The 23,149-nt window shown below is 65.1% G+C and carries 25 protein-coding genes; 9 read left to right on the forward strand and 16 right to left on the reverse strand.

Annotated features, from left to right (window positions below; translation table 11 throughout):
• The first annotated feature begins 75 nt into the window (after positions 1-75).
• Together IEX78_RS06200 and IEX78_RS06205 are read left to right on the forward strand one after the other, a co-directional pair.
• On the forward strand, positions 76-741 hold the full coding sequence (locus tag IEX78_RS06200; protein WP_188827804.1) for a response regulator: 666 nt from the start codon (positions 76-78) through the stop codon (positions 739-741).
• 5 nt (positions 742-746) lie between these two features.
• A complete protein-coding gene (locus IEX78_RS06205) occupies positions 747-1,871 on the forward strand; it encodes a GAF domain-containing sensor histidine kinase (protein ID WP_229683737.1) in 1,125 nt (374 codons plus the stop codon).
• Here the strand turns inward: IEX78_RS06205 and IEX78_RS06210 are convergent.
• A complete protein-coding gene (locus tag IEX78_RS06210; protein ID WP_188827805.1) occupies positions 1,868-2,092 on the reverse strand; it encodes a hypothetical protein in 225 nt (74 codons plus the stop codon). The genes IEX78_RS06205 and IEX78_RS06210 overlap by 4 nt on opposite strands.
• A gap of 157 nt (positions 2,093-2,249) precedes the next feature.
• On the opposite strand from IEX78_RS06210, the gene IEX78_RS06215 reads away from it, so the two are divergent.
• Entirely contained in the window at positions 2,250-3,260 is a 1,011-nt protein-coding gene (locus tag IEX78_RS06215; protein ID WP_188827806.1) for an LLM class flavin-dependent oxidoreductase, read from the forward strand.
• Between the two features lie 3 nt (positions 3,261-3,263).
• On the opposite strand, the gene IEX78_RS06220 is transcribed toward IEX78_RS06215, so the two are convergent.
• On the reverse strand, positions 3,264-3,875 hold the full coding sequence (locus IEX78_RS06220) for a DUF4126 domain-containing protein (protein WP_188827807.1): 612 nt from the start codon (positions 3,873-3,875) through the stop codon (positions 3,264-3,266).
• Positions 3,876-4,042: 167 nt separating this feature from the next.
• Here IEX78_RS06220 and IEX78_RS06225 point away from each other — a divergent pair, with 167 nt between their 5' ends.
• Both IEX78_RS06225 and IEX78_RS06230 read left to right on the forward strand, forming a co-directional pair.
• On the forward strand, positions 4,043-4,885 hold the full coding sequence (locus IEX78_RS06225) for a helix-turn-helix transcriptional regulator (RefSeq protein WP_188827808.1): 843 nt from the start codon (positions 4,043-4,045) through the stop codon (positions 4,883-4,885).
• Positions 4,886-4,928: 43 nt separating this feature from the next.
• Positions 4,929-5,693: an SDR family oxidoreductase gene (locus IEX78_RS06230; protein ID WP_188827809.1), complete on the forward strand. Its 765-nt coding sequence runs from the start codon at positions 4,929-4,931 to the stop codon at positions 5,691-5,693.
• 68 nt (positions 5,694-5,761) lie between these two features.
• Here the strand turns inward: IEX78_RS06230 and IEX78_RS06235 are convergent, their stop codons facing one another.
• The 9 genes from IEX78_RS06235 to IEX78_RS06275 form a co-directional block, all read right to left on the reverse strand.
• Positions 5,762-7,189: an MFS transporter gene (locus tag IEX78_RS06235; protein ID WP_188827810.1), complete on the reverse strand. Its 1,428-nt coding sequence runs from the start codon at positions 7,187-7,189 to the stop codon at positions 5,762-5,764.
• Between the two features lie 72 nt (positions 7,190-7,261).
• Positions 7,262-7,738 carry a MarR family winged helix-turn-helix transcriptional regulator gene (locus IEX78_RS06240; RefSeq protein ID WP_188827811.1) on the reverse strand — a complete coding sequence of 159 codons (477 nt, stop codon included), beginning with the start codon at positions 7,736-7,738 and terminating at the stop codon, positions 7,262-7,264.
• Positions 7,739-7,836: 98 nt separating this feature from the next.
• Complete coding sequence (locus IEX78_RS06245; RefSeq protein WP_188827812.1) at positions 7,837-8,664, reverse strand: alpha/beta fold hydrolase; 828 nt, start codon at positions 8,662-8,664, stop codon at positions 7,837-7,839.
• 76 nt (positions 8,665-8,740) lie between these two features.
• Complete coding sequence (locus IEX78_RS06250) at positions 8,741-9,538, reverse strand: ABC transporter permease (RefSeq protein WP_188827813.1); 798 nt, start codon at positions 9,536-9,538, stop codon at positions 8,741-8,743.
• A gap of 2 nt (positions 9,539-9,540) precedes the next feature.
• Complete coding sequence (locus IEX78_RS06255; protein ID WP_188827814.1) at positions 9,541-10,422, reverse strand: 2-aminoethylphosphonate ABC transporter permease subunit; 882 nt, start codon at positions 10,420-10,422, stop codon at positions 9,541-9,543.
• A 238-nt stretch (positions 10,423-10,660) separates the two neighbouring features.
• Complete coding sequence (locus IEX78_RS06260; RefSeq protein WP_188828274.1) at positions 10,661-11,854, reverse strand: ABC transporter ATP-binding protein; 1,194 nt, start codon at positions 11,852-11,854, stop codon at positions 10,661-10,663.
• A 29-nt stretch (positions 11,855-11,883) separates the two neighbouring features.
• On the reverse strand, positions 11,884-12,930 hold the full coding sequence (locus tag IEX78_RS06265; protein WP_373291522.1) for a 2-aminoethylphosphonate ABC transporter substrate-binding protein: 1,047 nt from the start codon (positions 12,928-12,930) through the stop codon (positions 11,884-11,886).
• A gap of 63 nt (positions 12,931-12,993) precedes the next feature.
• Positions 12,994-13,683: a phosphonatase-like hydrolase gene (locus tag IEX78_RS06270; RefSeq protein WP_188827815.1), complete on the reverse strand. Its 690-nt coding sequence runs from the start codon at positions 13,681-13,683 to the stop codon at positions 12,994-12,996.
• A 9-nt stretch (positions 13,684-13,692) separates the two neighbouring features.
• Positions 13,693-14,820: a TIGR03364 family FAD-dependent oxidoreductase gene (locus IEX78_RS06275; protein ID WP_188827816.1), complete on the reverse strand. Its 1,128-nt coding sequence runs from the start codon at positions 14,818-14,820 to the stop codon at positions 13,693-13,695.
• Positions 14,821-14,917: 97 nt separating this feature from the next.
• Here IEX78_RS06275 and IEX78_RS06280 point away from each other — a divergent pair, with 97 nt between their 5' ends.
• Entirely contained in the window at positions 14,918-15,631 is a 714-nt protein-coding gene (locus tag IEX78_RS06280) for a GntR family transcriptional regulator (protein ID WP_188827817.1), read from the forward strand.
• A 5-nt stretch (positions 15,632-15,636) separates the two neighbouring features.
• Here the strand turns inward: IEX78_RS06280 and IEX78_RS06285 are convergent, their stop codons facing one another.
• Positions 15,637-15,996, reverse strand: a complete 360-nt coding sequence (locus IEX78_RS06285) for a DUF4254 domain-containing protein (protein WP_188828276.1) — start codon at positions 15,994-15,996, stop codon at positions 15,637-15,639.
• 384 nt (positions 15,997-16,380) lie between these two features.
• Here IEX78_RS06285 and IEX78_RS06290 point away from each other — a divergent pair, with 384 nt between their 5' ends.
• Positions 16,381-17,295 carry a helix-turn-helix domain-containing protein gene (locus IEX78_RS06290; protein WP_188827818.1) on the forward strand — a complete coding sequence of 305 codons (915 nt, stop codon included), beginning with the start codon at positions 16,381-16,383 and terminating at the stop codon, positions 17,293-17,295.
• A 53-nt stretch (positions 17,296-17,348) separates the two neighbouring features.
• Here the strand turns inward: IEX78_RS06290 and IEX78_RS06295 are convergent, their stop codons facing one another.
• Positions 17,349-18,674, reverse strand: a complete 1,326-nt coding sequence (locus IEX78_RS06295; protein WP_188827819.1) for a TIGR03118 family protein — start codon at positions 18,672-18,674, stop codon at positions 17,349-17,351.
• 101 nt (positions 18,675-18,775) lie between these two features.
• Here IEX78_RS06295 and IEX78_RS06300 point away from each other — a divergent pair, with 101 nt between their 5' ends.
• A complete protein-coding gene (locus IEX78_RS06300; RefSeq protein ID WP_188828277.1) occupies positions 18,776-19,288 on the forward strand; it encodes a peroxynitrite isomerase in 513 nt (170 codons plus the stop codon).
• 165 nt (positions 19,289-19,453) lie between these two features.
• Positions 19,454-19,690 carry a hypothetical protein gene (locus IEX78_RS06305; RefSeq protein WP_188827820.1) on the forward strand — a complete coding sequence of 79 codons (237 nt, stop codon included), beginning with the start codon at positions 19,454-19,456 and terminating at the stop codon, positions 19,688-19,690.
• Between the two features lie 67 nt (positions 19,691-19,757).
• Here IEX78_RS06305 and IEX78_RS06310 read toward each other — a convergent pair whose 3' ends face one another.
• The 3 genes from IEX78_RS06310 to IEX78_RS06320 all read right to left on the reverse strand — a co-directional run bounded on the left by IEX78_RS06310 (position 19,758) and on the right by IEX78_RS06320 (position 23,135).
• Positions 19,758-20,567: a GNAT family N-acetyltransferase gene (locus tag IEX78_RS06310; protein ID WP_373291541.1), complete on the reverse strand. Its 810-nt coding sequence runs from the start codon at positions 20,565-20,567 to the stop codon at positions 19,758-19,760.
• A gap of 127 nt (positions 20,568-20,694) precedes the next feature.
• Positions 20,695-21,849, reverse strand: coding sequence for a flavodoxin-dependent (E)-4-hydroxy-3-methylbut-2-enyl-diphosphate synthase (gene ispG, locus IEX78_RS06315; protein ID WP_188827822.1), 1,155 nt, complete (start codon positions 21,847-21,849; stop codon positions 20,695-20,697).
• 86 nt (positions 21,850-21,935) lie between these two features.
• On the reverse strand, positions 21,936-23,135 hold the full coding sequence (locus tag IEX78_RS06320) for a M50 family metallopeptidase (protein WP_188827823.1): 1,200 nt from the start codon (positions 23,133-23,135) through the stop codon (positions 21,936-21,938).
• Positions 23,136-23,149: the final 14 nt, after the last annotated feature.

Genomic DNA, 23,149 nt, shown 5'->3' on the forward strand with positions numbered 1-23,149 from the left:
ACGTTGGGTGAGGTGGATTGGCGTTGCGCGCGAATCGCGCTGGCGCGCAAGGGGTCACGCCCTACACTCGGAGGTATGCCGGAGGTCACTCCCCCGCTGCGGCTTGTGCTCGTTGATGATCACGAGATGGTGTTGCGTGGGCTCGATGCGATGCTCGCGCACTTTCCTGACGAGGTCAGCATTGTTGGGCATGCGACTACCGATGCCGAAGCGCGGCGGGTGGTGGCCCGTGAGGTGCCCGATGTGGTGCTCTGCGACGTGCGGTTAGGGAAGACGAGTGGGCTCGACCTGTGTCGCGATCTCACGTCCGCGCAGCCGACGGTGAAGGTTGTCCTGCTCACCGTTTACGACGACGAACACTACCTCTACCAGGCATTACGCGTCGGGGCTTCGGGGTACATCCTCAAGCGCGTCGACGGGCGGGAACTGGTGAATCAACTGCGCAGGGTGCGCGAGGGTGAGACCGTTGTCGATGCCGCGCTCGCTGGTCGCGTTGCGCTGGCGGCGGCTCGGTTAAGCGCCGGACAGTTCTGGTCGGGTGCGCATTTGGGGCTCACGCAGCGCGAGTCGGAGGTGCTTGAACTGCTGGTGTCGGGACATTCGAATCGGGCGGTGGCGAGCAAGCTCGTCGTCAGCGAGGACACGGTGAAGACGCACCTGCGCGGGCTTTATCGCAAGTTGGGTGTTTCCGAGCGGAGCGGGGCGATCGCGGTTGCGTTGCGGGAGGGCCTGTTTCGGTGAATCAGGTGCTCTCTGCCGCGGAACTGTCGGAGATGTTGACCGCTGACGGCGTGCTGCTGTACGCGATCGACGGGCAGGAACTCAGCGTTGTCGACCTGTGGCCGCCGCATCCGTCGGCGGCGTCGCTGCGGTTGCGGGTGGGGTTCGGGGTCACGGGGTTGGTCGCGCGGACGGGGAAACCTGTGCTGCTCGATGCCGATTCACCGCGAAACATCTTGCACCGCAGGCTCTTGCGGCTCGGCTCTGACGAGTCGTGCGCACGGTTGTGCGTGCCGCTGCCGGGTGTCGAGGGCGAAGTGGTTGGGGTGCTTGCCGCGCATCGGCCCGTCGATCGACCGTTCACCGGTGGCGACCTCGATGCGGCGCAGCAACTCGCGGCACTGCTCGGGTTGTCGCACCACGCACATCGGTTGTGGCGCACCGTAAATCGACATCAGACTGAACGGGACCGGCTTGTTGAAGCGGCGATCTCGGCGCAGGAGGCGCAGCGGCGGCGGATCGCCTTCGACCTGCACGATGGGGTCACGACGGCCTTAGCGTCGATGGCGTTTCATCTCTCGGCGGCCGACCTCACGGTCACCGAACTTGCTGAGCGCGAGGCGGATTCGTGGGCGCGCGATGCGCTTGCCCGGGCGCGCGCGGAACTCGCGTCGGCTCGCGCGCTTGCCGACTTCGCCTACAACGAGACACGCGCGGCCATCTCCGGCCTGCACAGTCTGGTGCTTGACGACCTGGGTTTGGTCGCGGCGATCGAGTCGCTTGTCCGGACCGTCACCGGCGACCACCCGACCGTCGAATTCCTTGTTGATCCCACGGCCGAGGTGTCGACCCTGCCCGACCACGCCGCCGCCGCGTTGTACCGCGTGGCGCAGGAGGCGTTGGCGAACGCGCTCAAGCACGCCGACGCCGCACGAATTGTCTTGTCGCTGCATGGGATTGACGATGCCATCGTGCTCGGTTGTTCCGACGACGGCAGCGGCTTCGACCTGGCGGTCACCAGCGATGACGACCGCCAGCACGTGGGTTTGCGGTCGATCGCCGAGCGGTGCGCGCTGATTGGGGCGGCCTTGCGGGTGGAGTCGCTTGTTGGGCGGGGCACGACGCTGTTGGTTGAGCTGCCGCTGCGCTAGGGGTGTTGCGCTTCGGCTGCTGCGTCCGCCCTGCGCGTCGCGGTGCCGTCACCGTTGTGTCGTTGCACCCAGCGCACGAGCACGCCCTGAGCGCCTTGGTACCCGCGTCGGCCTGGCGTCGCACCGAGCGCACCAACGGAGGTGACGACGTAGTGGGCGCCCGCCGTTGGCCCGCTTGGACGTGCGTGGGCAGCGGCTCCCCCGCGTGTGAGCATCAACACGGGAGCACAACCATTTGACCCACTGAGCTGCGGGTTCACGGGCGGCGACTCTGTGGCGGGCTACCCTGGATCGCGACAGCAAGCGGCGTGGAATAAGTGCGGACTACGGTCCGTTTAGCTCGGTATTCGCAGCACACGACCCGAAGGAGCTGCATTCATGGAACTGGGGCTTACCACTTTCGCGGAGATCCGTCCCGCGGGCAACGAGCCGATGCCCACCGCCGCTGAGCGGTTGCGGCAGGTGGTTGACGAGGCCGTGTTGACCGAGGAGGTTGGGCTCGACGTCTACGGCGTCGGCGAACATCACCGCGCCGACTTCGCCGCGTCCGCGCCCGCCGTTGTGCTCGGTGCGATCGCCGCGCGCACCGACCGCATTCAGCTCACCAGCGCGGTCACCGTGCTCAGCTCCGACGACCCCGTCCGCGTCTTCCAGGACTTCGCGACGCTCGACGGGCTGTCGAACGGGCGCGCCGAACTGATGGCAGGGCGCGGGTCGTTCACCGAGTCATTCCCGCTGTTCGGCTACGACCTCACCGACTACGACACGCTGTTCGAGGAAAAACTCGGGCTGCTACTTGAGTTGCGTGAGGAAGACCCGGTCACCTGGTCGGGACGTTTCCGCGCGCCCCTGCACAACGCGACGGTGTACCCGCGCACCGACCACCGTCCGCTGCCGATTTGGATCGCCGTCGGCGGCAATCCGGAGTCGGTCGTGCGCGCTGGGCTGCTTGGGCTGCCGCTGGCGATCGCGATCATCGGCGGCGAGCCCGCACGGTTCAAGCCGCTCGTTGACCTGTATCACCGCGCGGTCGAGGAGGGCGGACACCCGCCGCAGCCGGTCGCGGTGCACGCGCACGGGTTTATCGCGGATACGACCAAGCAGGCCGTCGAGGAGTTTTACCCGTCTTACGCAGCGGCAATGTCGGCGACGGGTCGCGAACGCGGCTGGCCGCCCATGACGCGCGAACACTTCGAACAGTTGCGCAGCCCGGACGGTTCGCTGTATGTGGGCACGCCGGATTACGTGGCCGACAAGATCGCCGCGACCCGCGACATCCTCGGCCTCGACCGTTTCATGCTGCACATCAGCGTCGGCACGATGCCGGTTGACCAGGTGAGTAGCGGGATCGAGTTGCTCGGGACGAAGGTGGCGCCGCAAGTGCGGTGAGTGTTATTCGAGCGCCGGGGTCAGGCGACTGGCCCGGCGTTCCTCGCGTCGTTCGCGGCGGCGACGTAGGTAGCGGCGGATGCGGCTGAAACACAGGTAGACGACGACTAGGCCGATCAGCAGTGCGATGCCAGCGATTGAAGCGGCGAGCACCGGCGCGACCATCGCCAAACCCAGGATCGCACCAACACCGAGGTCTTCCGCGGTACTCATCGCGATATTGGTGATGGGTTCCGGGGAGGTATTGATCGCCATGCGCGTGCCCGCCTTGACGAGGTGGCTGAGCAGCGCGGTCGTCCCGCCGACGGCAGCGGCGAACATCGTGGGCAACGAATCACTTTGCCCCGCAAGCAGACCGGCGACCACGGCCCCCGACGCGGGCCGCACAACGGTGTGCAGCGCGTCCCAGAACGAATCGAGATACGGGATCTTGTCGGCGAAGGCTTCAATCAGAAACAGCACGCCTGCGGCAATAAGCACGTCAGTACGTTGCAGCCCAGGCGGCACCGCATCCGTGAACCCGACACGGCCAAAGAGCCCAAGCAGGAAAACCACCGCATAGGCATTGATCCCGCTGGCCCAGCCCGCGGTGAAGATGAGGGGAAGCACCGACACAGTCGCCAGGATAGGTGGAGGTACCGACAAGTGCGGGTTGGTGATCGTTGGCATGGCCGCCGACTCCCGCACTAATGGTTAGCGCAGTGCGCGTTGGGGGTTACTCGCCCGCCCATGGCCGTCCATCGGGATCATCGCGCTCAGGCGGTCAGCAGTACCGTGGATGCATGAGCAGTACGGCCAGGCGACGGGACGAGTTGCGGGATTTCCTGCGGGCGCGGCGGGCGCGAGTTTTGCCGCAGGACGTGGGGCTTCCCGCTGCCGGTCGACGACGGACACCGGGGCTTCGGCGTGAAGAGGTCGCGATGTTGGCCGGGGTCGGGGTTTCTTGGTACACGTGGCTTGAGCAGGGGCGCGACATTACGGTGTCGGGCGAAGTTCTTGACGCCGTTGCTCGCGTCTTGCGGCTCAGCGAGGTCGAGCGGGCGCATCTCTATGTGCTTGCCGGGCTCAATCCGCCCGTCAGTGCCGGGTCCGCTGTGACGGTGACAGCGGAGATTCGCGCGGTGATCGACGGATGGGATCGAGGGCCTGCCATCGTGCGGGACCGATACTGGAACATCTTGGCGCTCAACGCGACCGCAGAGAACGTGTTCGGTTGCGAGAGCGGCGAACCGCACAACTGCCTCGTCACGTTCTTCACGAATCCGCGCTACCGCGCGCTTCCCGAGTTGTGGGCCGATGCCGCGCCAGGCGTCGTCGCCGCGTACCGCGCAGACGCGGCCCTCGTACCGGACGACAGCGAATTTCACCGGGTGGCGGGTGAACTCGCCGCATTAGAACCTGCGTTCGCCGAACTGTGGGACCGCCACGACGTTGCGGCACCAGCGCAAGCGGTGAACGCGTTGCGTCACCCTGACCTCGGCGACCTCTACTTCGATGCGACGACACTCACGGTCGCCGACCATCCGAACTGGTCAGTAGTGCTCTACAACCCGAAGCCCGGCACTGACTCCGCAGCCAGGCTCGCCGGCCTCGTGTCTCGCCTGGTGGTCACGCACCCCGGATAACCACGCACTGCCTAGTTGTTCGCCGCGAGACCACGCTAAGTACATGACACACAACAGTTCTCGCTTCGACCGCAAGACCGCGCTCATCACTGGCGGAAGCAGCGGAATGGGCATGGCAACCGCGCACCGGCTCATCGCCGAAGGCGCAACGGTCGTGGTGACCGGCCGAGATAAGGTGCGGCTCGACGAGGCGGTCGCCGCTCTCGGCCCAGCCGCACATGGAATCATCAGCGATGCAATGGATCTCGATGCGACCGACCATCTCGCAGCCGCAGTCGCCGACCGTTTCGGACAGCTCGACTTACTATTCGCCAACGCGGGAATCGGCTCGTTCCAACTCATTGACCAGGTTACTGGTCAACTCTTCGACGAAGTGATCGGCAGCAACCTCAAGGCCCCGTTCTTCACTATTCAGAAGACGCTTCCGCTGCTGCGCGACCATTCGTCGATCGTCATCAACGCTTCGTTCGGTCTGCATCTGGGTGTCACTGGGTCCGCTCTGTACTCGGCGAGCAAGGCGGCGGTGCACAACCTAACCCGCAGTCTTGCTGCGGAATTGGCACCGCGACGCATCCGAGTCAACTCGGTTAGCCCCGGCTACATCGAGACCCCCGCGTTCCGTCGGGAAATGTCGGTGGAGGCGAGGCGCGCTGTCGCACCGTTGTCGCCCGCAGGTCGCGTCGGCACTTCCGACGATGTTGCCGCTGCCGTCGCATTCCTCGGTTCGGCGGACGCCGCCTACATCAATGGTCACGATCTTCGCGTTGACGGCGGTCTCACCGCGGTCGCTGCGGGGGCGTTCGAATAGACCCGATCCCGGGCGGCAGGGGTGATTAGCCCACTGCCGCCCGGGTAACAGGTGCCGACAAGTGCGGCTCAAAGGGCGGGGACCGGGTCGCCTAGCGCAACTTCGGTGCGGTTCTGGGTGCGCAGTACGGTCGCGCTGACGACCAGCGCCGCAACAAGTAGTCCTGCCGCCACGGTGAATGCCAGCCGGTATCCGCTGGTCAGCGCCTCAGCGTTGGACGCACCGGCCGCGAGTTCGGTGCCGGTTCGCGCGGCGGCGAGGGTGGAAAGGACCGCTACGCCGATCGCCATGCCGACCTGTTGGGTGGTGTTGAACAGTCCCGATGCCAGGCCGGCGTCGTCGGCGTCGGCACCCGACATGCCAAGTGCGGTGAGGGCGGGCAGCACAAGCCCGCCACCGGCGATTGCGACCATCACCGGCAGGAGGTCGACGATGTAACCGGCGTCGACGGGCAGCCTGGTCAGCCAGGACATTCCTGCCAGCAACAGGGCCAGTCCAGCGATGAGCACGGTGCGCTCACCGAAGCGGGTGATCAGCCGAGCAGAGGCGAACAGCGATACTCCGCCGATGGCGAAAGCAGCAGGCAGCATGGCCAATCCGGTTTGTAAAGCGTTGTAGCCCAACACTTTCTGCAGGTAGAGCGCGACGATGATCTGGAAGGCGAACATGGCTGCGAGAGTGAGCATTTGGACCACATTGGCACCGGACACCGTGCGGGAACGGAAGATTCGCAGCGGCAGCAACGGGTTAGTCGCGGTGGCCTGACGGAGGACGAAAGCGGCGAGCAATGCGGCGGCAAGCGCACCGAGGCCGAGGGTGTGCGGCGAGACCCAGCCGTAGCGTTCCACCTCGACGACGGTGTAAATACCCAGCATCAGACCGGCGGTGACCAGCGCGGCGCCCAGCACGTCGGCACCGGCGGACCAGCCAAGACCGCGGTCGTTGGGCAGTACCTTGATGGCTGCCAACACGGTGAGCGCGCCGATCGGGACATTGATCAGGAAGATCCAGTGCCAGTTCAGCGCGTCAGTGAGCACACCGCCGAGCACCTGCCCGATGGAAGCGCCCGCCGCACCGGTGAAGCTGAAAATGCCGATGGCCGTTGCCCGTTGGCGTGGTTCGGTGAAGATCGTGACCAGGATGCCAAGCACCACCGAGGCGGCGATCGCGCTGCCGACGCCCTGCAGGAAGCGGGCTGCGACGAGCACGGCGGGGGTGGTCGCGACGCCCGCTAACACCGACGCGGCGGTGAAGATGATATTGCCGGTGACGAACATCGTCTTGCGCCCGATCAGGTCACCGAGGCGCCCGGCCAGCAGGAGCAGCCCGCCGAAGGCGATGAGGTAGGCGTTCACGGTCCAGCTCAGACCTGCAGGCGAGAAGCCGAGGTCTTCCTGGATCGCTGGCATGGCGACGGTGACAATGCTGCCGTCGAGGATGGTCATCAGCATCGCTGCCGACAGCACCGCGAGGGCGGTGCGCTGGGACTTCGTCATCGGTCATCTCCTGCTCGTTTCGAACAAGAGGGACACTACTAGATAGTTTCGTAGTAGACAATCTCCAACGGACTATTGCCGGGCGCGACGCGCTGGGGCGGCCTCGACCGCCGTCGCCAAATGGCCGTCGACCAGGTGATTCAGTGCGCGCAGCAGGGATTCGCGCTCCGCCTTCGGCAGCGATCCGAGCGCGTCCCGATGCACACCGTCGACGATTTCGGCGCTGCGGGCGGCGAGTTTCGCGCCCGCTGGCGTCACCGAGATGATGCGCGCGCGACGATCCGTGCTCGACGGCTTGCGTTCAGCCAGACCGGCCTTCTCCAACGCATCAACGGTGACGACCATCGTCGTCTTGTCCATATCGCCGAGCTCCGCGAGCTGCGCCTGCGTGCGTTCCGCCTCAAGCGCGTGCACCAACACGCAATGCATGCGGGCCGTCAGGCCGATGTCAGCCAGCGCCGCCGCCATCTGCGTGCGCAGGACATGGCTGGTGCGGTCGAGCAGGAAAGACAGGTCCGGTTCGTTGCGCGTGGGAGCGAGAGCAGTCATACCGCCCACTATAGTTTCGTCACAGATAATCCACATCCACCCCTTAGTGGCAGGCGTGGACGTGCACCCTTGCAGCTTTCGCGCTAGATGTGTGCCCGCTATCGCGTGTTGCCGGTGTCTGTTGCCGTCCGGGCGACGATGTCGAAGTGTTCTCGAAGGGCCGCCCCAACCTGGGCGGGCGCTTCCAACATGGGGATGTGGCCCACGCCTGGCAACCGCACTTCGCGAATGTGGGGCGGCAGGCGGTCGAGTACTCGATGGACGTGGGGAGCCTGGTTGGGGTAGATGTCGAACTCGGACAGCAGGATCGACGTCGGGGCCCGCACACGGTCGATATCGACGACTAATCCGTCCCTGGCGAACGCCGCGACCGACGGGAGGTAAGTCGGGCAGTTCGCTATCGCGCGCATCATGTTGGTGGCGTCCTCGTTGGCGACCGCCGCGATGTTCCTCGCACTGTTCGCCAGGACCGGTCGTTGGAAACGAGGGTTCGTGGCCGCTCGGTCACCGAGCACACGGGTTGCCAGGGCGAGCCGGTATTGCAGGACGAACTCGACGCCCACCCGAAACGCGTTGTAGTCGAACCGTTTCGTCCCGACACCCGCATTGATGGCGGCTAGGGAGCGGGCGCGCCCGCGACGCTCCAATTCGAAACCAACCTGGCCGCCTAACGAGTTCCCCACGATATGGCAAGTGTCCCAACCGAGTTCGTCGAGGTCGCGCTCGATTCCGTCGGCAATCCCCCGCACGCCAGCGTTTCGCCACGGCAGTCGACGGGCTCCCCAGTGGCCCGGCATCGTCAACGCAACGAGGTCGTAGTCGCCGGACAGTTCGGCTAGAACACCACGCCACACATGGTGAGACAAGGTGAAGCCGTGCAGAAGCAGGACCGGCTCACCGGCGCCTACTCGGACGAACGATGACATTGGCTCCCCCAACCCGATTCACTACTACAGCTGAGTAGTAACAGGCGAGAGCGCGGGATGTCTAGGGCGACGCGGATTAGCGCACTGCCGCTCGGCCCCGTAAGCGGCCCAAAACGACCAAGACCAATAGCGTCACTACCACCAAAACCGTTGTGCCAGCGGCCGCGTCGAAGACTTCTCCTCGGTCCGTCTGGGCGAAAATGCTGACGGGGAGGGTCTTCCATGTTGCCGGGTACACCATGATTGTCGCGCCTAATTCGCCCATTGACAGCGCGATGGCCAAGCCCGCTGCCGCGCCCAAAGCGGGGAGCAGCAAAGGCAGGGTGATCTGGCACAGTACGCGAATTGAGCTGGCGCCCAACGATTCCGCTGCCTGACGGTAGGCCGGATCAAGGCGGTCCAAGGCTGCCGAGACCGCGCTAAAGGCGTACGCCAGTACCAAAACCGTGTGGGCGACGATCACGATCCACTTCGTTCCGCCCAACAAAATGGGGCGCTCGTTGAAAGCGATCAGCACGCCAAGGCCGATCGCCACCGAGGGAACCGCTACCGGCAAATGGAATACCGCGTCGGTCAATTTCCGCAACCAAGCCGGGGCTTCGCGGGAAGCCAATGCCGCCCATGTGCCGAGGACCAAGGAGATCGCGCCCGCGATCAGGGCCGTCTGCAAGCTCACCGACAGGCTCGCCGCCTGCTGGCCCGACAACGCGTTTTCCAGGTTCGCGAAGCCCAGGTTCGACGGGAGCGGACCCGTCCAACTGCCAGCTAGTGCGGCGGCGACCACCGTCGCGATGGGCGCGAGGAAAACCACCGCAACCACAATTGCGAAAACTGTTAGGACTAAAGCCTTTCCGCGTGGAGTCCAGACGAGCATGCTCACGCTCCCTTCGTGCGGGTGAATCGGGCGAAGATCATCCGGTAGGCCAGATACAGCGTGAGTGACAGCAGCACCTGGACGGTCGCGAGTACGGCTGCACCGGGGAGGTCGAACGTCACGATGCCGCGCGTGTAAATCAGGGCGGGCAGCGTGATGACACCCTTCGCTCCGGTGAACAGGACGATGCCAAACTCGTTGAGCGTCAACAGAAGTACGAGACTGCCGCCCGCGGCGAGCGCGGGCCACGCCTCCGGTAGCACAACTTGGCGCAGCACCCGCCACGGTGACGCGCCGAGACTGGCTGCCACGTCGAGTTGTTCGCGTGGCATTTGGGCGAACGCGGCGAGCACCGGTCGCACGACGAACGGGGTGAAGTAGGTGATCTCGGCGAGGATCACGCCGAGCGGGGTGGTGAGGAAGGCGATGACCGGCTGCGTCGCCCCTGTTAGCTCGCTGATCAGCGCGTTCACCGCGCCTGCCGTGCCGTAGAGGAACGTGAACGCGAGCGTGATGAGGAACGACGGCAGGGTCAGGATGGTGTCGATGAGTCGACCGACTACGCCCGAACCGGGGAACGGGACGAACGCGAGCACGATCGCGAGGAACGTGCCGAGGACAAGGCAGCCGAGCGTGGAACAAACCGCGATGGACACGGTCCGCCACAGTGCGTCCCGAAACGCTGCGGACCCGAGTACGGACGACCACACGTCGGTCCCGCGACCGGTTTCGGTGCGCGTTGACTCCGCGAGGACCCGCACAATCGGATACCCGGCGATGCCAAGCACGACGAGGACAGGTGGGAGCGTCCACAGAACGGGCAGCCAAGAACGTTGCGGCCGAACCTCTTTCGGTTCAGCTGGCCGCTCAAGAACCGTCGTCATCGTGACAACCTCCCCGACGCGACGCGCACACAGCTTGAGTCGGCGGCGGCGTGCGCGTCGGTCAACCGATCACCTGGACGCGCGCTGACTACCTCGCGAGCGCCGACTACCTCGCGAGCGCCCACTACCTCGCGTGCGCCGGACTCGCAGCGCAGCCACCCCGCCGAAGCCTGGCGGCGCGATACGGCACTCCCGTTCGTGGTCGTGATTGGACCTGTCAGCACGTCGACTACCGCGCTCACGACGCAACCCCATTCCCAGCGGAAGGCACCACAGGCTGACCCACCGCGTTCGGGATTAGCACTCCCGCCGGATCAGGCAGGACGACCCCGACTATCGCACCAACGTCGCCGGTGAAATGACCAGGCGCGTCAACGGCGAGCACCTCGGGGAGCCCGTCAACAGCAACCTCAACCCGCGTCGACGCTCCCTTCCACACCGCGTTCACCACCGTCGCGCGCAGCGCGTCTTTGTCTCCAACCTTGCCAATCGACACCGTGTGCGGGCGGATGCACAACAACGCCTCGTCGTCGGGCGCCCAATCCGACTGGCCAACACCAGCGCGCGGCGCATGCGCACGCAGCGTGGCCGTCCCTGCCGTCACCAACGCGGCGGTTCCCGTCACGTGATTGACCGTGCAGGCAACCAGGTTCGCGCCACCGAGGAAAGCGGCGGTGAAATCGGTTGGCGGACGCTGCCACAGGTTTTCGGCGGTGTCGATATCGACGAGGCGCGAATCGCGCATCACCGCGATGCGGTCAGCCAACGCCAACGCCTCGGACTGATCATGCGTCACATACAGCATTGCCGTGTCGGGCAACGCTTTTCGTAGTTCTTGTAGCTCGCCGAGCATCGAGTGACGCAACTGCGCGTCCAGCGCGGCGAGCGGTTCGTCGAGCAACAGCACCTTCGGGCGAATCGCCAAAGCGCGCGCGATCGCGACCCGCTGCTGCTGCCCACCCGATAGTTCGCGCGGCAGCCGGTCGCCGTAAGCACCCATGCCAACCATCGCCAACGCCTCGGCGACTCGGACGGTAATCTCGCTGCGCGGCACCCGATGCGACTTCAACCCAAACGCCACGTTCGACCGCACGTTCATGTGCGGGAACAGCGCGTACGACTGCACGACAACGCCAATCCCACGCTTGGCGGGCGACAGATCGGTGACGTCGCGGCCCGCGAGCCGGACCGAACCCGTCGTTGGTCGGACGAAACCGGCAAGCGCTTTGAGCGCGGTCGATTTGCCCGACCCCGACGGACCTAGGAGCGCGACGGTCTCCCCGACGGCGACACGCAGCGTGAAATCAGCAAGCGCCACCGCGGTATCGCGGCCCCTGCCGTAACTGACCCCAACTCGATCGAACACGATCGCGGGCTCATTCGCCGCAACCACAGCGGCGGATTCTCTCGTGCGAAGCACACCGTCGGCCATCATCGAACTCCCTTGCGTCACAGTGACGTTCAGCTACCGGTTGCCTTCTGGTACGCCGCGACGTCGGCGTCCAGGTCGGTGAGCACCTTGTTCCAGTCGACGGCGATCACGTTGATGCCCTTGAGCGTCGCGGCGGGGCCGCCGTCGGCGGGGGCTTTCACGTCCGTGCGCGGCGAGATGGCGAACGCGTCGGGGCCGAGCTTGGACTGCGCGTCGGTCGACAGCAGGAAGCTCATCAGCTTGGTCGCGTCGTCCTTGTGCGGGGCGCCCTTGGCCAGTCCCATCACGTACGGCACCGACACGGTCGAGCGCGTGCCGTCGGCGGCGGCGGGGAAGAACACGTTGAACTTCGACCCCTTCTCCTTCACCGTGGTCAGGTTCATCTGCACGTCACCGTTGGCGATGAGCAGCTCGCCCTTGTCGACCTTGGCCTGCAACTTGCCGGTCGACGACGACGGGCCGACATTGTTGGCCTGCAACGCGGCGAGGTAGTCGAGCGCGCCCTGCTTGCCACGCAACTGCTGCAGCAGCACGAGCACGGCGGTGCCGTCGCCAGCCTGGCCCGGCGTCGAGTACTGCAATTTGCCCTTGAACTGCGGGTCAAGCAGCTTTTCCCACGTCAGGCCAGCAGCGTCGACCGACGGGTTGGCGATGAAGCACAGGTAGTTGTTCGCCAGCGTCACGTACTGACCGTCGGCGTCCTTGTCGGTAGCGGGGATGGCGGCGGTGTCGACACCGGACGGCTGCAACAGCCCCGACTTCTTCGCCTTCTGAATGAACGGCGGCAACGTGACAACGACGTCGGCCTGCGGGTTCGACTGTTCCTTGTCGACACGGTTCACGACCTCGCCGGAACCGGCCTCAACCAGGTTGACCGCGATGCCCGTCTGCTTGGTGAACGCGTCGAACTGGTTCTTGTACCAGCCACCGACACCATCGGCCGAGTACACGGTGACGGTCTTGCCGCCGGTGCTCGCGGCATCGGTGCCGGTGCCACCACAGGCAGCGGTGAACGCGACAGCGGTGACGCCAGCGAGCAGCATCGCGGCCCGGGCGAGGCGCTTGGAAGTACGCACGATGACAACAACTTTCGTTCGTGGAGAAAGGGAATCGCAGGGACGGGGGGACGGACGGAAAGTTCAGGAGTGCGCAAGCACAAGCGCGGGGAACTCGGCGACTGAGGCGAGCACATGCGTCGCGCCCGCTTCGCGCAACTGCTCGGCGTTGTGCGCGCCGGTGAGCGTGCCTGCGACGATGCCAGCGCCCGCGGCGAGACCGGTCGCGATGTCGCTCGTCGTATCGCCAAGTACCGCAACGCGATTCACCGCGTCGGCACCGAGGCGAAGCGCGGCGGTGAGCACCATGTCGGGGAACGGGCGACCGCGACCGGCATCCGACGGCGCGAGCGTGAGGTCGACGAGGTCAGCCCAGCCCAGCGCGCCCAGCAGCTTGTCCTGGGTGCCACGGCTAAAACCGGTGGTCAGCGCGACTTTCACCCCAGCGGCGCGCAGTTCGGCGAAGGCTTCGACGGCACCGGGGATCGGGGCGATCGCGCCCGGCTCATCGATGAGCGCGTCGTAGGCGGCTTCAAAAGCCTTGTTGCCCAACTGCGCTGCGGTTTCGTCGCCGGTCAACGCGCGGAAAACCTCGATCTTCGACTGCCCCATCGTGTCAATGACGTAGTCGATGGCTTTGGCGCGCTCGGGACCGTCAGCGGGGATGCCGACGGCGGTCGCTGCCGCTTCGAACGCGCGAAGAACGAGGCCACCGTCGGCGACGGTCGTGCCCGCCATATCGAGTACGGCGAGCTGAATGGTCTTGCTAGACATGGGGTTTCCTCAGATTCCGAGCAGATCGATGGTTTCTTCGCCGATGGCGGGACCGAGCGTCATGCCGCGACCGCCGGGGCCGGTGACGACCCAGACGTGGTCGTCGGCCTTGACGCGCGTGACGATCGCGTTCGGGTCAAGGCTTTGGCTGTAAACGCCCGCCCAGCGGCGGACGACGCGCGGCAGTTTGCGGCCGAGCAGTTCCTCGGTCACCTCGGTGACGTGGTCGTACGGGGCTTCGTCGACGTCGAAGGTGAACGGCTCGTCGTATTCGTGGGTGTCGCCGATGGTCAGGCCGCCGTGCAGCCGCTGCACGCACAGCAACTGCATCTTGTGTTCGGCGGCGATCGCGGTCTGCGACTGTTCGGCGGCGAGCGAATCTAGTTCTGGCCCAGCGAAACCCGGGTAGTAGCGGAAGCTGTCGGCGTCGGCGATGGCGGTGGTGAGCGGTTCGCCGAGCGGCGCGGTCTGCATCATTTGCAACCGCACGCGACGGACCGGCAGCTCGCCAGCGAGTTCGCGGGTCAGGCCCGAATGGGCGGCGCCTGGGCAGTGAATCACCAGGTCAGCTTCGTGACGGCGACCCTGATCATCGACGACGATCGCGCCAGCGCCGGTGTCGATCACCGAACGCGCTTCGGTTGCCTCGTGGAAGGTGTAGCGGCCGGTCGCCGCCATGTGAGCGCGCAACGCGGGCAGCGCTTGACGCGACTCGACGGCGGCGTCGGTGGTGCAGTGCAGGCCAGCGATGAACTTGCCGCGCAGGGCGGGGTTGACCGCGCGCACTTCGTCGGCGTCGAGCAGGCGGAAGCCGCGCTGGTCGGCGGTAGGACCGGCGGCGGCAGCCTCGGCGACCGCCAGCTCAGCGGGGTTGCGTACCAGCGTCAGCGAACCGGCCGGGCGGAAGCCGACCCCGCTCACGCGACCGCCGATTTCCTCCCACATTTCCCGCGAACGCAGCGTGAGCGGAAGCTCGCCTGGTGCGCGTCCCGACACCCACACCAGACCGAAGTTTCGTACTGTCGCGCCGCGTGCTTCACGTTCACGTTCGAGCTGAATAACGCTGTGGCCCCGCGCAATTGCCGTCCAGGCGTGCGCCGTGCCGAGGATCCCTCCTCCGATGATGACCAATCGCATGGGGACCACTGTGCCCACTGGTCTAGACCGATAGGTGTTAGCCGTGAGAACGATGGGTTAAATTTTGGTATAGACCAATCCGTGTACCCTTGCGGACATGACCTCGACGCGAGTACCCAAGACCTTCCTGGTCCGCACCGAGATCGACATCATCCTCGCCGATCTCGCCGAAGGCGACTCGGTCCCGTCGGAACGGGAGCTGGCGACCCGCTTCGGCGTCGCGCGCGAAACCGTGCGCCAAGCACTGCGAGAACTCTTGGTAGAGGGGCGAATTCGGCGCCAAGGACGCGGAACTGTGGTTTCGCGCCCCAAGCTCACCCAACCGCTTTCGCTGCGCTCCTATACCGAGGGCGCGATCAGTTTCGGTCGCACCCCGGGCCGCATCCTCGTTGCCTGGGAAGACGTCGAGGCCGACGCCGAAACGGCAGCCGACCTCGATGTGCCGCTCCAAACAACGGTGATGCACCTAGAGCGGGTACTGCTCGCCGACGGTGACCGCGTCGGCCTTGAGTCCACTTACCTTCCCCTGCACCGCTTTTCGGCGTTGCGCGGAACCTACGACCCAACCACGTCGCTCTATCGGGCCATCCGCGCCACCGGCGTTGAGCTGGCAGCAGCGCGCGAACGCATCGAGACCGCCCTGGCGACCCCGCGCGAAGCGGCTTTGCTTGAGTGCTCGACCGCACTGCCGATGCTGCTATTGCACCGACGCAGTGTCGATGCCGCTGGCGCACCTATCGAACGGGTGCGCTCGCTTTATCGAGGTGATCGCATCGCCTTTGAAGCGAAGCTCGGCCCCGAAAATCATTGAGCTGGTTATTGTTCGGGCAACCGACGGCGACCACCAGCGACATCGGTAACGAGATCGGTATACCCGTCGACCAATTCCGCTAAGTGATACCAATGCTTATGGGTGTTGTCGCTGCGCGCGCCGTCGACATCAATCGCCTGATTCGCGTCGACCCAGCTGCGCGCCATTCGATCGACAACAGCGCCAAGGCTTTCGGTATGCAAGGAAGCGCCATTGCGGTGCTGCGGCACCTCAGCGACGATCCAGTCGTTGATGTCGTCGACCAACTCAAGGCGACGGCAATCAATCTCAGCGATCAACGCGGCGTCTCGCACCTGATTTCGCCGCTCATGCAGTTCGGCGAGCGCGTGCGCTGACCGCAGCAATTCAAGATCCTGAAAACGCCTGCCCTGAAACGCGCACAACAATTGTGGCGCTGTTGGCAGAACCCCCATCACAGGCGCGCTCATCGCTTTGCCTCGAATTCACCCGACACCCAAGATTTGTGTACCAACATGATTGGCTCTCGATTCGGTTATCCCGGTCATTGTTTGGATTGATCGCAACCAGGCTAACTGGATCATGCTCGCTCACAACAGGAAACGCAAGATTGCGTTGTCACTCCTGCGGTAAAGGAGGGATGACAGAACCGGCGGTAACATGCGAGCGTAAGAGGGCATGACAGGGTGGTTGGATCGATCGCGTGACATGCGAAGGGCTTGGCGCAATAATGCGATTTACCAAGTGCGCCAACAGGCGAAGGGGATTCGATGGCAGGCAAGCCGACACTCACGGTCCGACTACGGCGACTAGCCGCGATGCTTCGCGAACTTCGCGAAGCCGCTGGCCTGAGCAAGGAAGACGTGAGCGCGCGCACCGGCATCAACGTCACAACGCTCTATCGCATCGAGATGGCACAGGCTCGGCCGCAGCGGCGAACGCTCGGCGCGATGCTCGACCTCTACGAGGTGCCGGAGAAAACGCGCGAAGAAGCAATCAGTTTGCTGACTGACGCTTTGAAACCTGGCATGTCGCAACCTTATGAAGGCGCGGTCTCCGAGATCTACGCCAGTTACATCAATTTCGAAGCCGAAGCGCTTTCGGCTCGGCAATACCAAACGTCGACGGTCCCTGGTCTTTTACAGACCTTTCAGTACGCGATCGCCGTCATTGACACATCCATGCCGCGCCTTGACTCCCCCACAATGGAAAACCGCGCGCAAGCACGCATGGATCGCGCCAATAATCTCACCAAAGACGAGCCGCTCGAATTGTGGGTTGTCATGGATGAAGCCGCGATTCGCCGTGTTGTCGGCGGCCCGGCAACGATGGTCGAACAGCTCAACAGACTGCTCGATGACACCAAGCGCAAGAACGTGATCCTGCAGATCCTGCCGTTCGACGCGGGCGCGCACCCTGGCATGGCCGGTTCGTTTACCCTGCTTGACTTCCGCAATCCGGTCGATCCCGAAGTGGTGTACGTCGAGAGCATGTCGCTGCACCATTTGGTTGAGGGACACAGCGAGATTCGCCGATTCGGCGTGATTTTTGATCAGTTGCGCGCGATGGCACTGAGCCCACGCGACTCCGCTCGGCTCATCACCGAGGTGCGCGATGAGCTGCTTGCCGGGTCGGGGCTACCAATGCCGCCCGCTGTCGCTGGACGGCCGCGTAAAACCTCTTGAGTACCAACCACTTTGGCGTGCCGGGCAGCGAAATGCCCGGCACGCCATAGTGATTACTTAGTGCGGAGGCTGCCGAACAGGCCAGCCTTCTCGTCGTCAGGACCGGCGGTGAAGTACAGCGCGTTCGAATCGCCAAGGCTTTCACCGTTACCGAACATCAGGCCCCACAGGCCCGCGATCTCGACCGGCTTCGCGTCCGCGTCACGCACGTAGTCGGTGAAGGTGCCTGTCGTGTCGTCGTAGGCGAGCACGCGGCCGAGGCCACCGAAGTTGCCGATCAGCAGCTTGCCCGAGAGCGCGCCGAAGTTCGACGGCGCGATCGTCACCGCCCACGGCGCGTTCATCCGACCGCCGTCGTTGATGATGCGGACCAGCTTGCCGGTGGCGTCGAACTCAGCGACCTTGCCCTTGTCGGGCTTGCCGTTGGCCTTCTTCTCGGCGTCGGCGTCGAGGGCGTCTTCCTCGGCCTTGTCGAACGCCTTGGCGTCGGCCTCGTCGGGCTTGGTGATCGCGTACGAGACGAAAACGCGGCTGCCGACCGTCGTCACGTTAAACGGGGCGGGATCGCCGGGCTTCGCCTTCTTGCCCTTGTCCGGGTTGGCGGGGTCGATCGGCGCGCCGGTCGCGAAGGGGTTCGCGTAGCCGGTCGTCGCGACGGGCTGCCAGAACTTGTCGAACGTGCGGATCTGCGGGTCGGTGCCGAAATCGGCGGCGAGCAGCTTCTCCCCCGACGGGTCGAGCGCGATGCCGAAGAACGCCATGCCCTGGGCGGAACCGTCGAAGGTGAGGTTCGCGCCGCCGTCGCGACGGATGATCGCGCCTTCGGGGCCCTGTTCGGTCCATCCCGAGATCTTGCCCGAATCGGTGGCGAAGATGAACCGCGACGAACCGGTAAGCGGAACCGGCGTGCCGTCGACGTCGACCCACTGGTCACGCACGACGAACGAGTCGGAGTTCAGCGGCGCGGGGTTGAACGCGACGCCGGTTGTTTTGCCGATGCTCTTGTCCGAGGTGTCGGCGTCGGCGCCGGGGATACCAACGAGCTTGAGCTGATCCTGGCTGAGCTTCTGCAGCTTGGGATCGGCCGATGCGTGCACGTCGCCGAGGAATTGGTAGGACTTGCCGCCCGCGCCAATCCAGAAGTGGCCGCCCGCGCCCTTGGGTCGGTCGGCGATGCCCCACGCGTTGACCATCTCGGGGAAGGTGAACTGTGCGTGGTAGGAATCGTCGGTCGCGGCCAGGTTGGTCTGGCTGTAGCGGTTGCCGTCGACCGGGGTCACGTCATCGGTGTGCTCGGAATTCGAGTTCGAACACGCCGCCGCGACGAGCAGTGCCATTCCGAGCACCGCGCCACGCGCCAACTTCTGCTTCACGTTCATTTCCTTTCGACCCATCACCGTGGCGGTGTTCAGGCAAGGCTCACCTTAGCCTGGTACCGCTGACGGCGTGCCGGGAAGTCGGCGCTAGCGCTCGGTCTAGGCTGACGCACGTGGCCCAACCAGTGAATTTCGCGTCCGTCGAACCGCATCCGAGCGTCGCGGCGCTGGTCCCGCTACTCGGGACATGGCGTGGCATCGGCCACGGCGAATACCCGACGATCGAGCCGTTCGACTATCGCGAGGAGATCGAATTCGGTCACGCTGGTCGACCGTTCTTCACGTATCGGCAGATGACGAAAGGTGCCGACGGTCGGCCGTTGCACGCCGAAACCGGCTACTTGAGGTCGCCTTCGCCTGGTCGCGTCGAGTTGGTGCTCGCCCACCCGACCGGAATCACCGAAATTTGCGAAGGCACGGTCACCGAAACCGTCGACGGGATTCGACTCGAACTGAACTCGTCGACCATCGGGGCGAGCGCGTCAGCGAAACCGGTGACGGCCGTTGGTCGTTCGCTTCACGTCACCGGCGACACCATCGACTACACGCTGCGCATGGCCGCCGTCGGCGAGCCGCTGCAGCATCACCTCTCGGCGACGTTGCAGCGCGTTTCCTGAGCCGCGTTTTATAACCCCTACCAGGGCTAACCCTGTTCGATCGCGATCCGCACACAGGGCAACGATTGCGTTGCGCTCCGTCCGCACGCCTGTTGAGAATCTGCTCCCGCGCCTACCGTGAGTGCATCAGCCGATGGGCAGCCTCGGCGGACAGGGAGACGATTCATGAGGCGTTCTACCTTGCTTTTGACCACTGCGGGAATGATCATCGGCGGCGCTGTCGCCATTGACTCGCTCGAGGGACAGGGACTCGAACCCAGCCCGCGACCGGCCGATTACAGCATCGTGGTGCATCGCCCGGCTACCGAACATCCCCAAGACACGTCGCTTGCGGTGGTGCGCGGGTTGCTCACCACCGACGACACCGTCGCGCGACCGGCGTCACTGTCGACTGGTCGCTGAGTTTTCTGAGTTTGCTGAGTTTCCTGCCAACGCCCAGTCGCTTTCGAGCGGCTGGGCGTTTCGCATGTCAGTCGAGCAGGACCGTGCAGAACGTCGCGACCTGACGGAAGCCGACGCGGCTGTACGCGCGGCGGGCAGGTTGGTTGTAGTCGTTGACGTACAGGCTGGCCGTGCGGCCCGTTGCTACAACGGCATTCGCGATGGTCGCGGTGCCCGCGGTACCCAGGCCCGAACCGCGTCGGTCGGGGTGGACCCAGACGCCTTGGATCTGGCCGGTGCGACGCGAAAGCGAACCGATCTCGGCCTTGAATAGCACTTCGCCGTCTTCGAAACGGGCCCATGCACGACCGGAGTCGATCAGGCTCTTGATGCGCCTGCGGTAGGCGCGACCACCATCGCCCGCGCGGGGGTCGACGCCGACTTCCTCGATGAACATCGCGATCGCGGCACTGAGGTAGCGGTCGAGTTCATCAGGACGCACGCGTCGGACGCGAATGTCGGGGCGCGCCCGCGCGACGTCGGCGAGGGCGAGCAGCGGCTGTTCAGCGCGTAATTCGCGTGCAGGTCCCCATTCGGGGCGAAGCAGTTCCCACAGCGGCAGCGCGAGTTCCTGTCGGCCGACGACCGACGAGCACAACCGCGGCCACCGACCAGCGCGCTCAGCGAACGCGCGGATGGCGGCGACGTCACCACGCAGCGGGACCAGGTTGGCGCCGGAAAAGCACAGCGAATCGTCGGGGCCGCCGCGCGACCACAATTCGCCCATACCCGCCCGAGTGCTGATGCCGAATTCCTGAATGCGTGCGGCGACCATGCAGCAGGCAATGGGATCGGCATCGAGCACACGAAGAACTTCGCCCAGGTCCTTGTTTGGCACCGGGCGCGCGGGAACGGATTTGGACCGTCGCGTCGGCTCTAGCAGACTCCGCACAAGGCCCAGACTGCCATGAAAGCTGGCGTGGCGGTATGGGTCGCGAGAATTCGACGCCCGACCGTGGCCTGCGCTAACTCACGATGACCGACGGTTCGCTGCCCGGCTGTTCGCCCATTTCCTCGGCGATGCGCATGGCCTCTTCGATGAGCGTCTCGACGATCTGGGCTTCGGGCACGGTCTTGATGACTTCACCCTTGACGAAGATCTGCCCCTTGCCGTTGCCGGACGCGACGCCAAGGTCGGCTTCCCGCGCCTCACCTGGGCCGTTCACGACACAACCCATGACAGCGACACGCAACGGGACCTCAAGGCCGTCGAGGCCAGCGGCGACGGCGTCGGCGAGGGTGTAAACGTCGACCTGGGCGCGCCCGCACGACGGGCACGACACGATTTCCAGCTTGCGCGGACGCAGGTTCAGCGATTGCAGGATTTGTGTACCGACCTTGATTTCCTCGGCGGGCGGCGCGGACAACGAGACGCGGATGGTGTCGCCAATGCCTTCGGCAAGCAGCGCGCCGAACGCGACGGCCGACTTGATCGTGCCCTGAAACGCCGGGCCAGCTTCGGTGACACCGAGGTGCAGCGGGTAGTCGCTTTGGGCAGCGAGCTGGCGATACGCCTCGACCATCACGACGGGATCGTTGTGCTTCACCGAGATTTTGATGTCGCCGAAGCCGTGCTCCTCGAAGAGGCTTGCCTCCCAAAGTGCCGATTCGACAAGCGCTTCCGGCGTTGCTTTGCCGTACTTTTCGAGCATCCGCTTGTCGAGCGAACCGGCGTTGACCCCGATGCGAATCGGAATGCCCGCTGCCGCAGCAGCTTTCGCGACTTCACCGACGCGGCCGTCGAATTCCTTGATGTTGCCCGGGTTTACGCGCACCGCGGCGCAACCCGCGTCGATCGCGGCGAAAATGTAGCGCGGCTGGAAGTGGATGTCGGCGATCACCGGGATCTGCGACTTCTTCGCGATGGTGGCGAGCGCGTCGGCGTCTTCCTGACGCGGACACGCGACGCGCACGATGTCGCAGCCAGACGCGGTGAGCTCGGCGATCTGCTGCAACGTCGCGTTGATGTCGTGGGTTTTGGTCGTCGTCATCGACTGCACCGAAATCGGGTAGTCGCTGCCAACCCCGACGCCGCCGACCATGAGCTGCCGCGTTTTGCGCCGAGGTGCGAGCACGGCAGCGGGCGCGGCGGGCATCCCCAATCCGATGGTGCTGGTCACGGTCATGGCCTCATTTCGTGTTGACTCCGAGCTTAGTCCCAGGCGCACCCACCGCGACCGTGGACTGGCAAGGTTTGCGAAGCGCCTTATTTCAAGGTGATCGGGTTCACGATGTCGGCGGCGAGCGTCAACAGCATGAACGCGCCGCCGATGACCACGGCCACGTACGTGACCGGCAGCAACTTCAAGTAGTCGACCGGGCCAGCGGGGACCTTGCCCATCCAGCCGCGCACGGTGTCGCGCGCCTTCTCATACAGCACGACCGCGATGTGGCCGCCGTCCAACGGCAGCAGCGGGAGCAGGTTGAACGCGCCGAGGAAGAAGTTCAGGCTCGCGAGCACCATGATGAACACGCCCCACAGGCCGCGTTCGGCGGTCTCGCCGCCGATGCGACTCGCGCCGTAGACGCTGACGGGCGTTTCTGGGTCGCGTTCGCCGCCGGTGACCGCGGTCCACAGCGCGCCGACCTTCTGCGGCATCTTCGCCAGCGACTTCACCGTTTCGATGAAGAAATCGCCGGTGAAGACGGCCGTCGCTGGAATCGCGGCGACCACGCCGTACTTCTGCGGCTCGGCGAAATCGGGGCCGACGCCAACAGCGCTCACCTCGCGTGGCGCTTCGCCCGCCTTCGCATACCGGGTGGTCCGTTCAGGCGTGACGGTGACCGACATGGTCTTGCCACCGCGTTCGACGGTGTAGGCGAACGGGCCGGTCTGCTTCTGCGTTTCCGCCTGGAACTGCGCCCAGGTGGTGACGGGCACGCCGTTGACGGCCTTGACCACGTCGCCACGCTGGAGTCCGGCGCGCTGCGCGGGTCCTTCGCCAGCGCACGGCACGAGGGTCTTGTCGGGCTTTTCCTGCGCGACGCAGCCGAACGAGCCGATCGAGGTTGCCGCTGGCTGCTCAAGCTGCGGCAGCCCCCATCCAACGGCGAGGATCACGAGCAGGATGAACCCGAGCGCGAAGTTCATCGCGATACCGCCGAACATCACGACCAGGCGTTTCCACGTGGACTGCCGGTACATGGCCCGTTCGACTTCCTCGGGTTCGAGTTCGTCGAGCGCGGTCATGCCCGCGATATCGCAGAATCCGCCGAGCGGCAGCGCCTTGAGCCCGTATTCGGTTTCCCCACGTCGGAACGAGAAAATCTTGGGCCCGAAACCGATGAAGTAGCGCCGCACTTTCATGCCGGTTGCCTGGGCTGCCCACATGTGCCCGCACTCGTGGAGGGCGATTGAAATTGTGATTCCCAGGGCGAACAGCGCGAACCCCAGCGCAAATACCATGTGTGCTCTGTCTC

It is taken from the genome of Nocardia camponoti, assembly GCF_014646135.1.
Taxonomy (GTDB): domain Bacteria; phylum Actinomycetota; class Actinomycetes; order Mycobacteriales; family Mycobacteriaceae; genus Nocardia; species Nocardia camponoti.

Bases quoted from the DNA above. Each gene is read 5' to 3' on its own strand.
- IEX78_RS06200 (WP_188827804.1), top strand. From the start codon at position 76: ATGCCGGAGGTCACTCCCCCGCTGCGGCTTGTGCTCGTTGATGATCAC.
- IEX78_RS06215 (WP_188827806.1), top strand. From the start codon at position 2,250: ATGGAACTGGGGCTTACCACTTTCGCGGAGATCCGTCCCGCGGGCAAC.
- IEX78_RS06225 (WP_188827808.1), top strand. From the start codon at position 4,043: ATGAGCAGTACGGCCAGGCGACGGGACGAGTTGCGGGATTTCCTGCGG.
- IEX78_RS06230 (WP_188827809.1), top strand. From the start codon at position 4,929: ATGACACACAACAGTTCTCGCTTCGACCGCAAGACCGCGCTCATCACT.
- IEX78_RS06235 (WP_188827810.1), bottom strand. From the start codon at position 7,189: ATGACGAAGTCCCAGCGCACCGCCCTCGCGGTGCTGTCGGCAGCGATG.
- IEX78_RS06240 (WP_188827811.1), bottom strand. From the start codon at position 7,738: ATGACTGCTCTCGCTCCCACGCGCAACGAACCGGACCTGTCTTTCCTG.
- IEX78_RS06245 (WP_188827812.1), bottom strand. From the start codon at position 8,664: ATGTCATCGTTCGTCCGAGTAGGCGCCGGTGAGCCGGTCCTGCTTCTG.
- IEX78_RS06250 (WP_188827813.1), bottom strand. From the start codon at position 9,538: ATGCTCGTCTGGACTCCACGCGGAAAGGCTTTAGTCCTAACAGTTTTC.
- IEX78_RS06255 (WP_188827814.1), bottom strand. From the start codon at position 10,422: ATGACGACGGTTCTTGAGCGGCCAGCTGAACCGAAAGAGGTTCGGCCG.
- IEX78_RS06260 (WP_188828274.1), bottom strand. From the start codon at position 11,854: ATGGCCGACGGTGTGCTTCGCACGAGAGAATCCGCCGCTGTGGTTGCG.
- IEX78_RS06270 (WP_188827815.1), bottom strand. From the start codon at position 13,683: ATGTCTAGCAAGACCATTCAGCTCGCCGTACTCGATATGGCGGGCACG.
- IEX78_RS06275 (WP_188827816.1), bottom strand. From the start codon at position 14,820: ATGCGATTGGTCATCATCGGAGGAGGGATCCTCGGCACGGCGCACGCC.
- IEX78_RS06280 (WP_188827817.1), top strand. From the start codon at position 14,918: ATGACCTCGACGCGAGTACCCAAGACCTTCCTGGTCCGCACCGAGATC.
- IEX78_RS06290 (WP_188827818.1), top strand. From the start codon at position 16,381: ATGGCAGGCAAGCCGACACTCACGGTCCGACTACGGCGACTAGCCGCG.
- IEX78_RS06295 (WP_188827819.1), bottom strand. From the start codon at position 18,674: ATGAACGTGAAGCAGAAGTTGGCGCGTGGCGCGGTGCTCGGAATGGCA.
- IEX78_RS06305 (WP_188827820.1), top strand. From the start codon at position 19,454: ATGAGGCGTTCTACCTTGCTTTTGACCACTGCGGGAATGATCATCGGC.
- IEX78_RS06320 (WP_188827823.1), bottom strand. From the start codon at position 23,135: ATGGTATTTGCGCTGGGGTTCGCGCTGTTCGCCCTGGGAATCACAATT.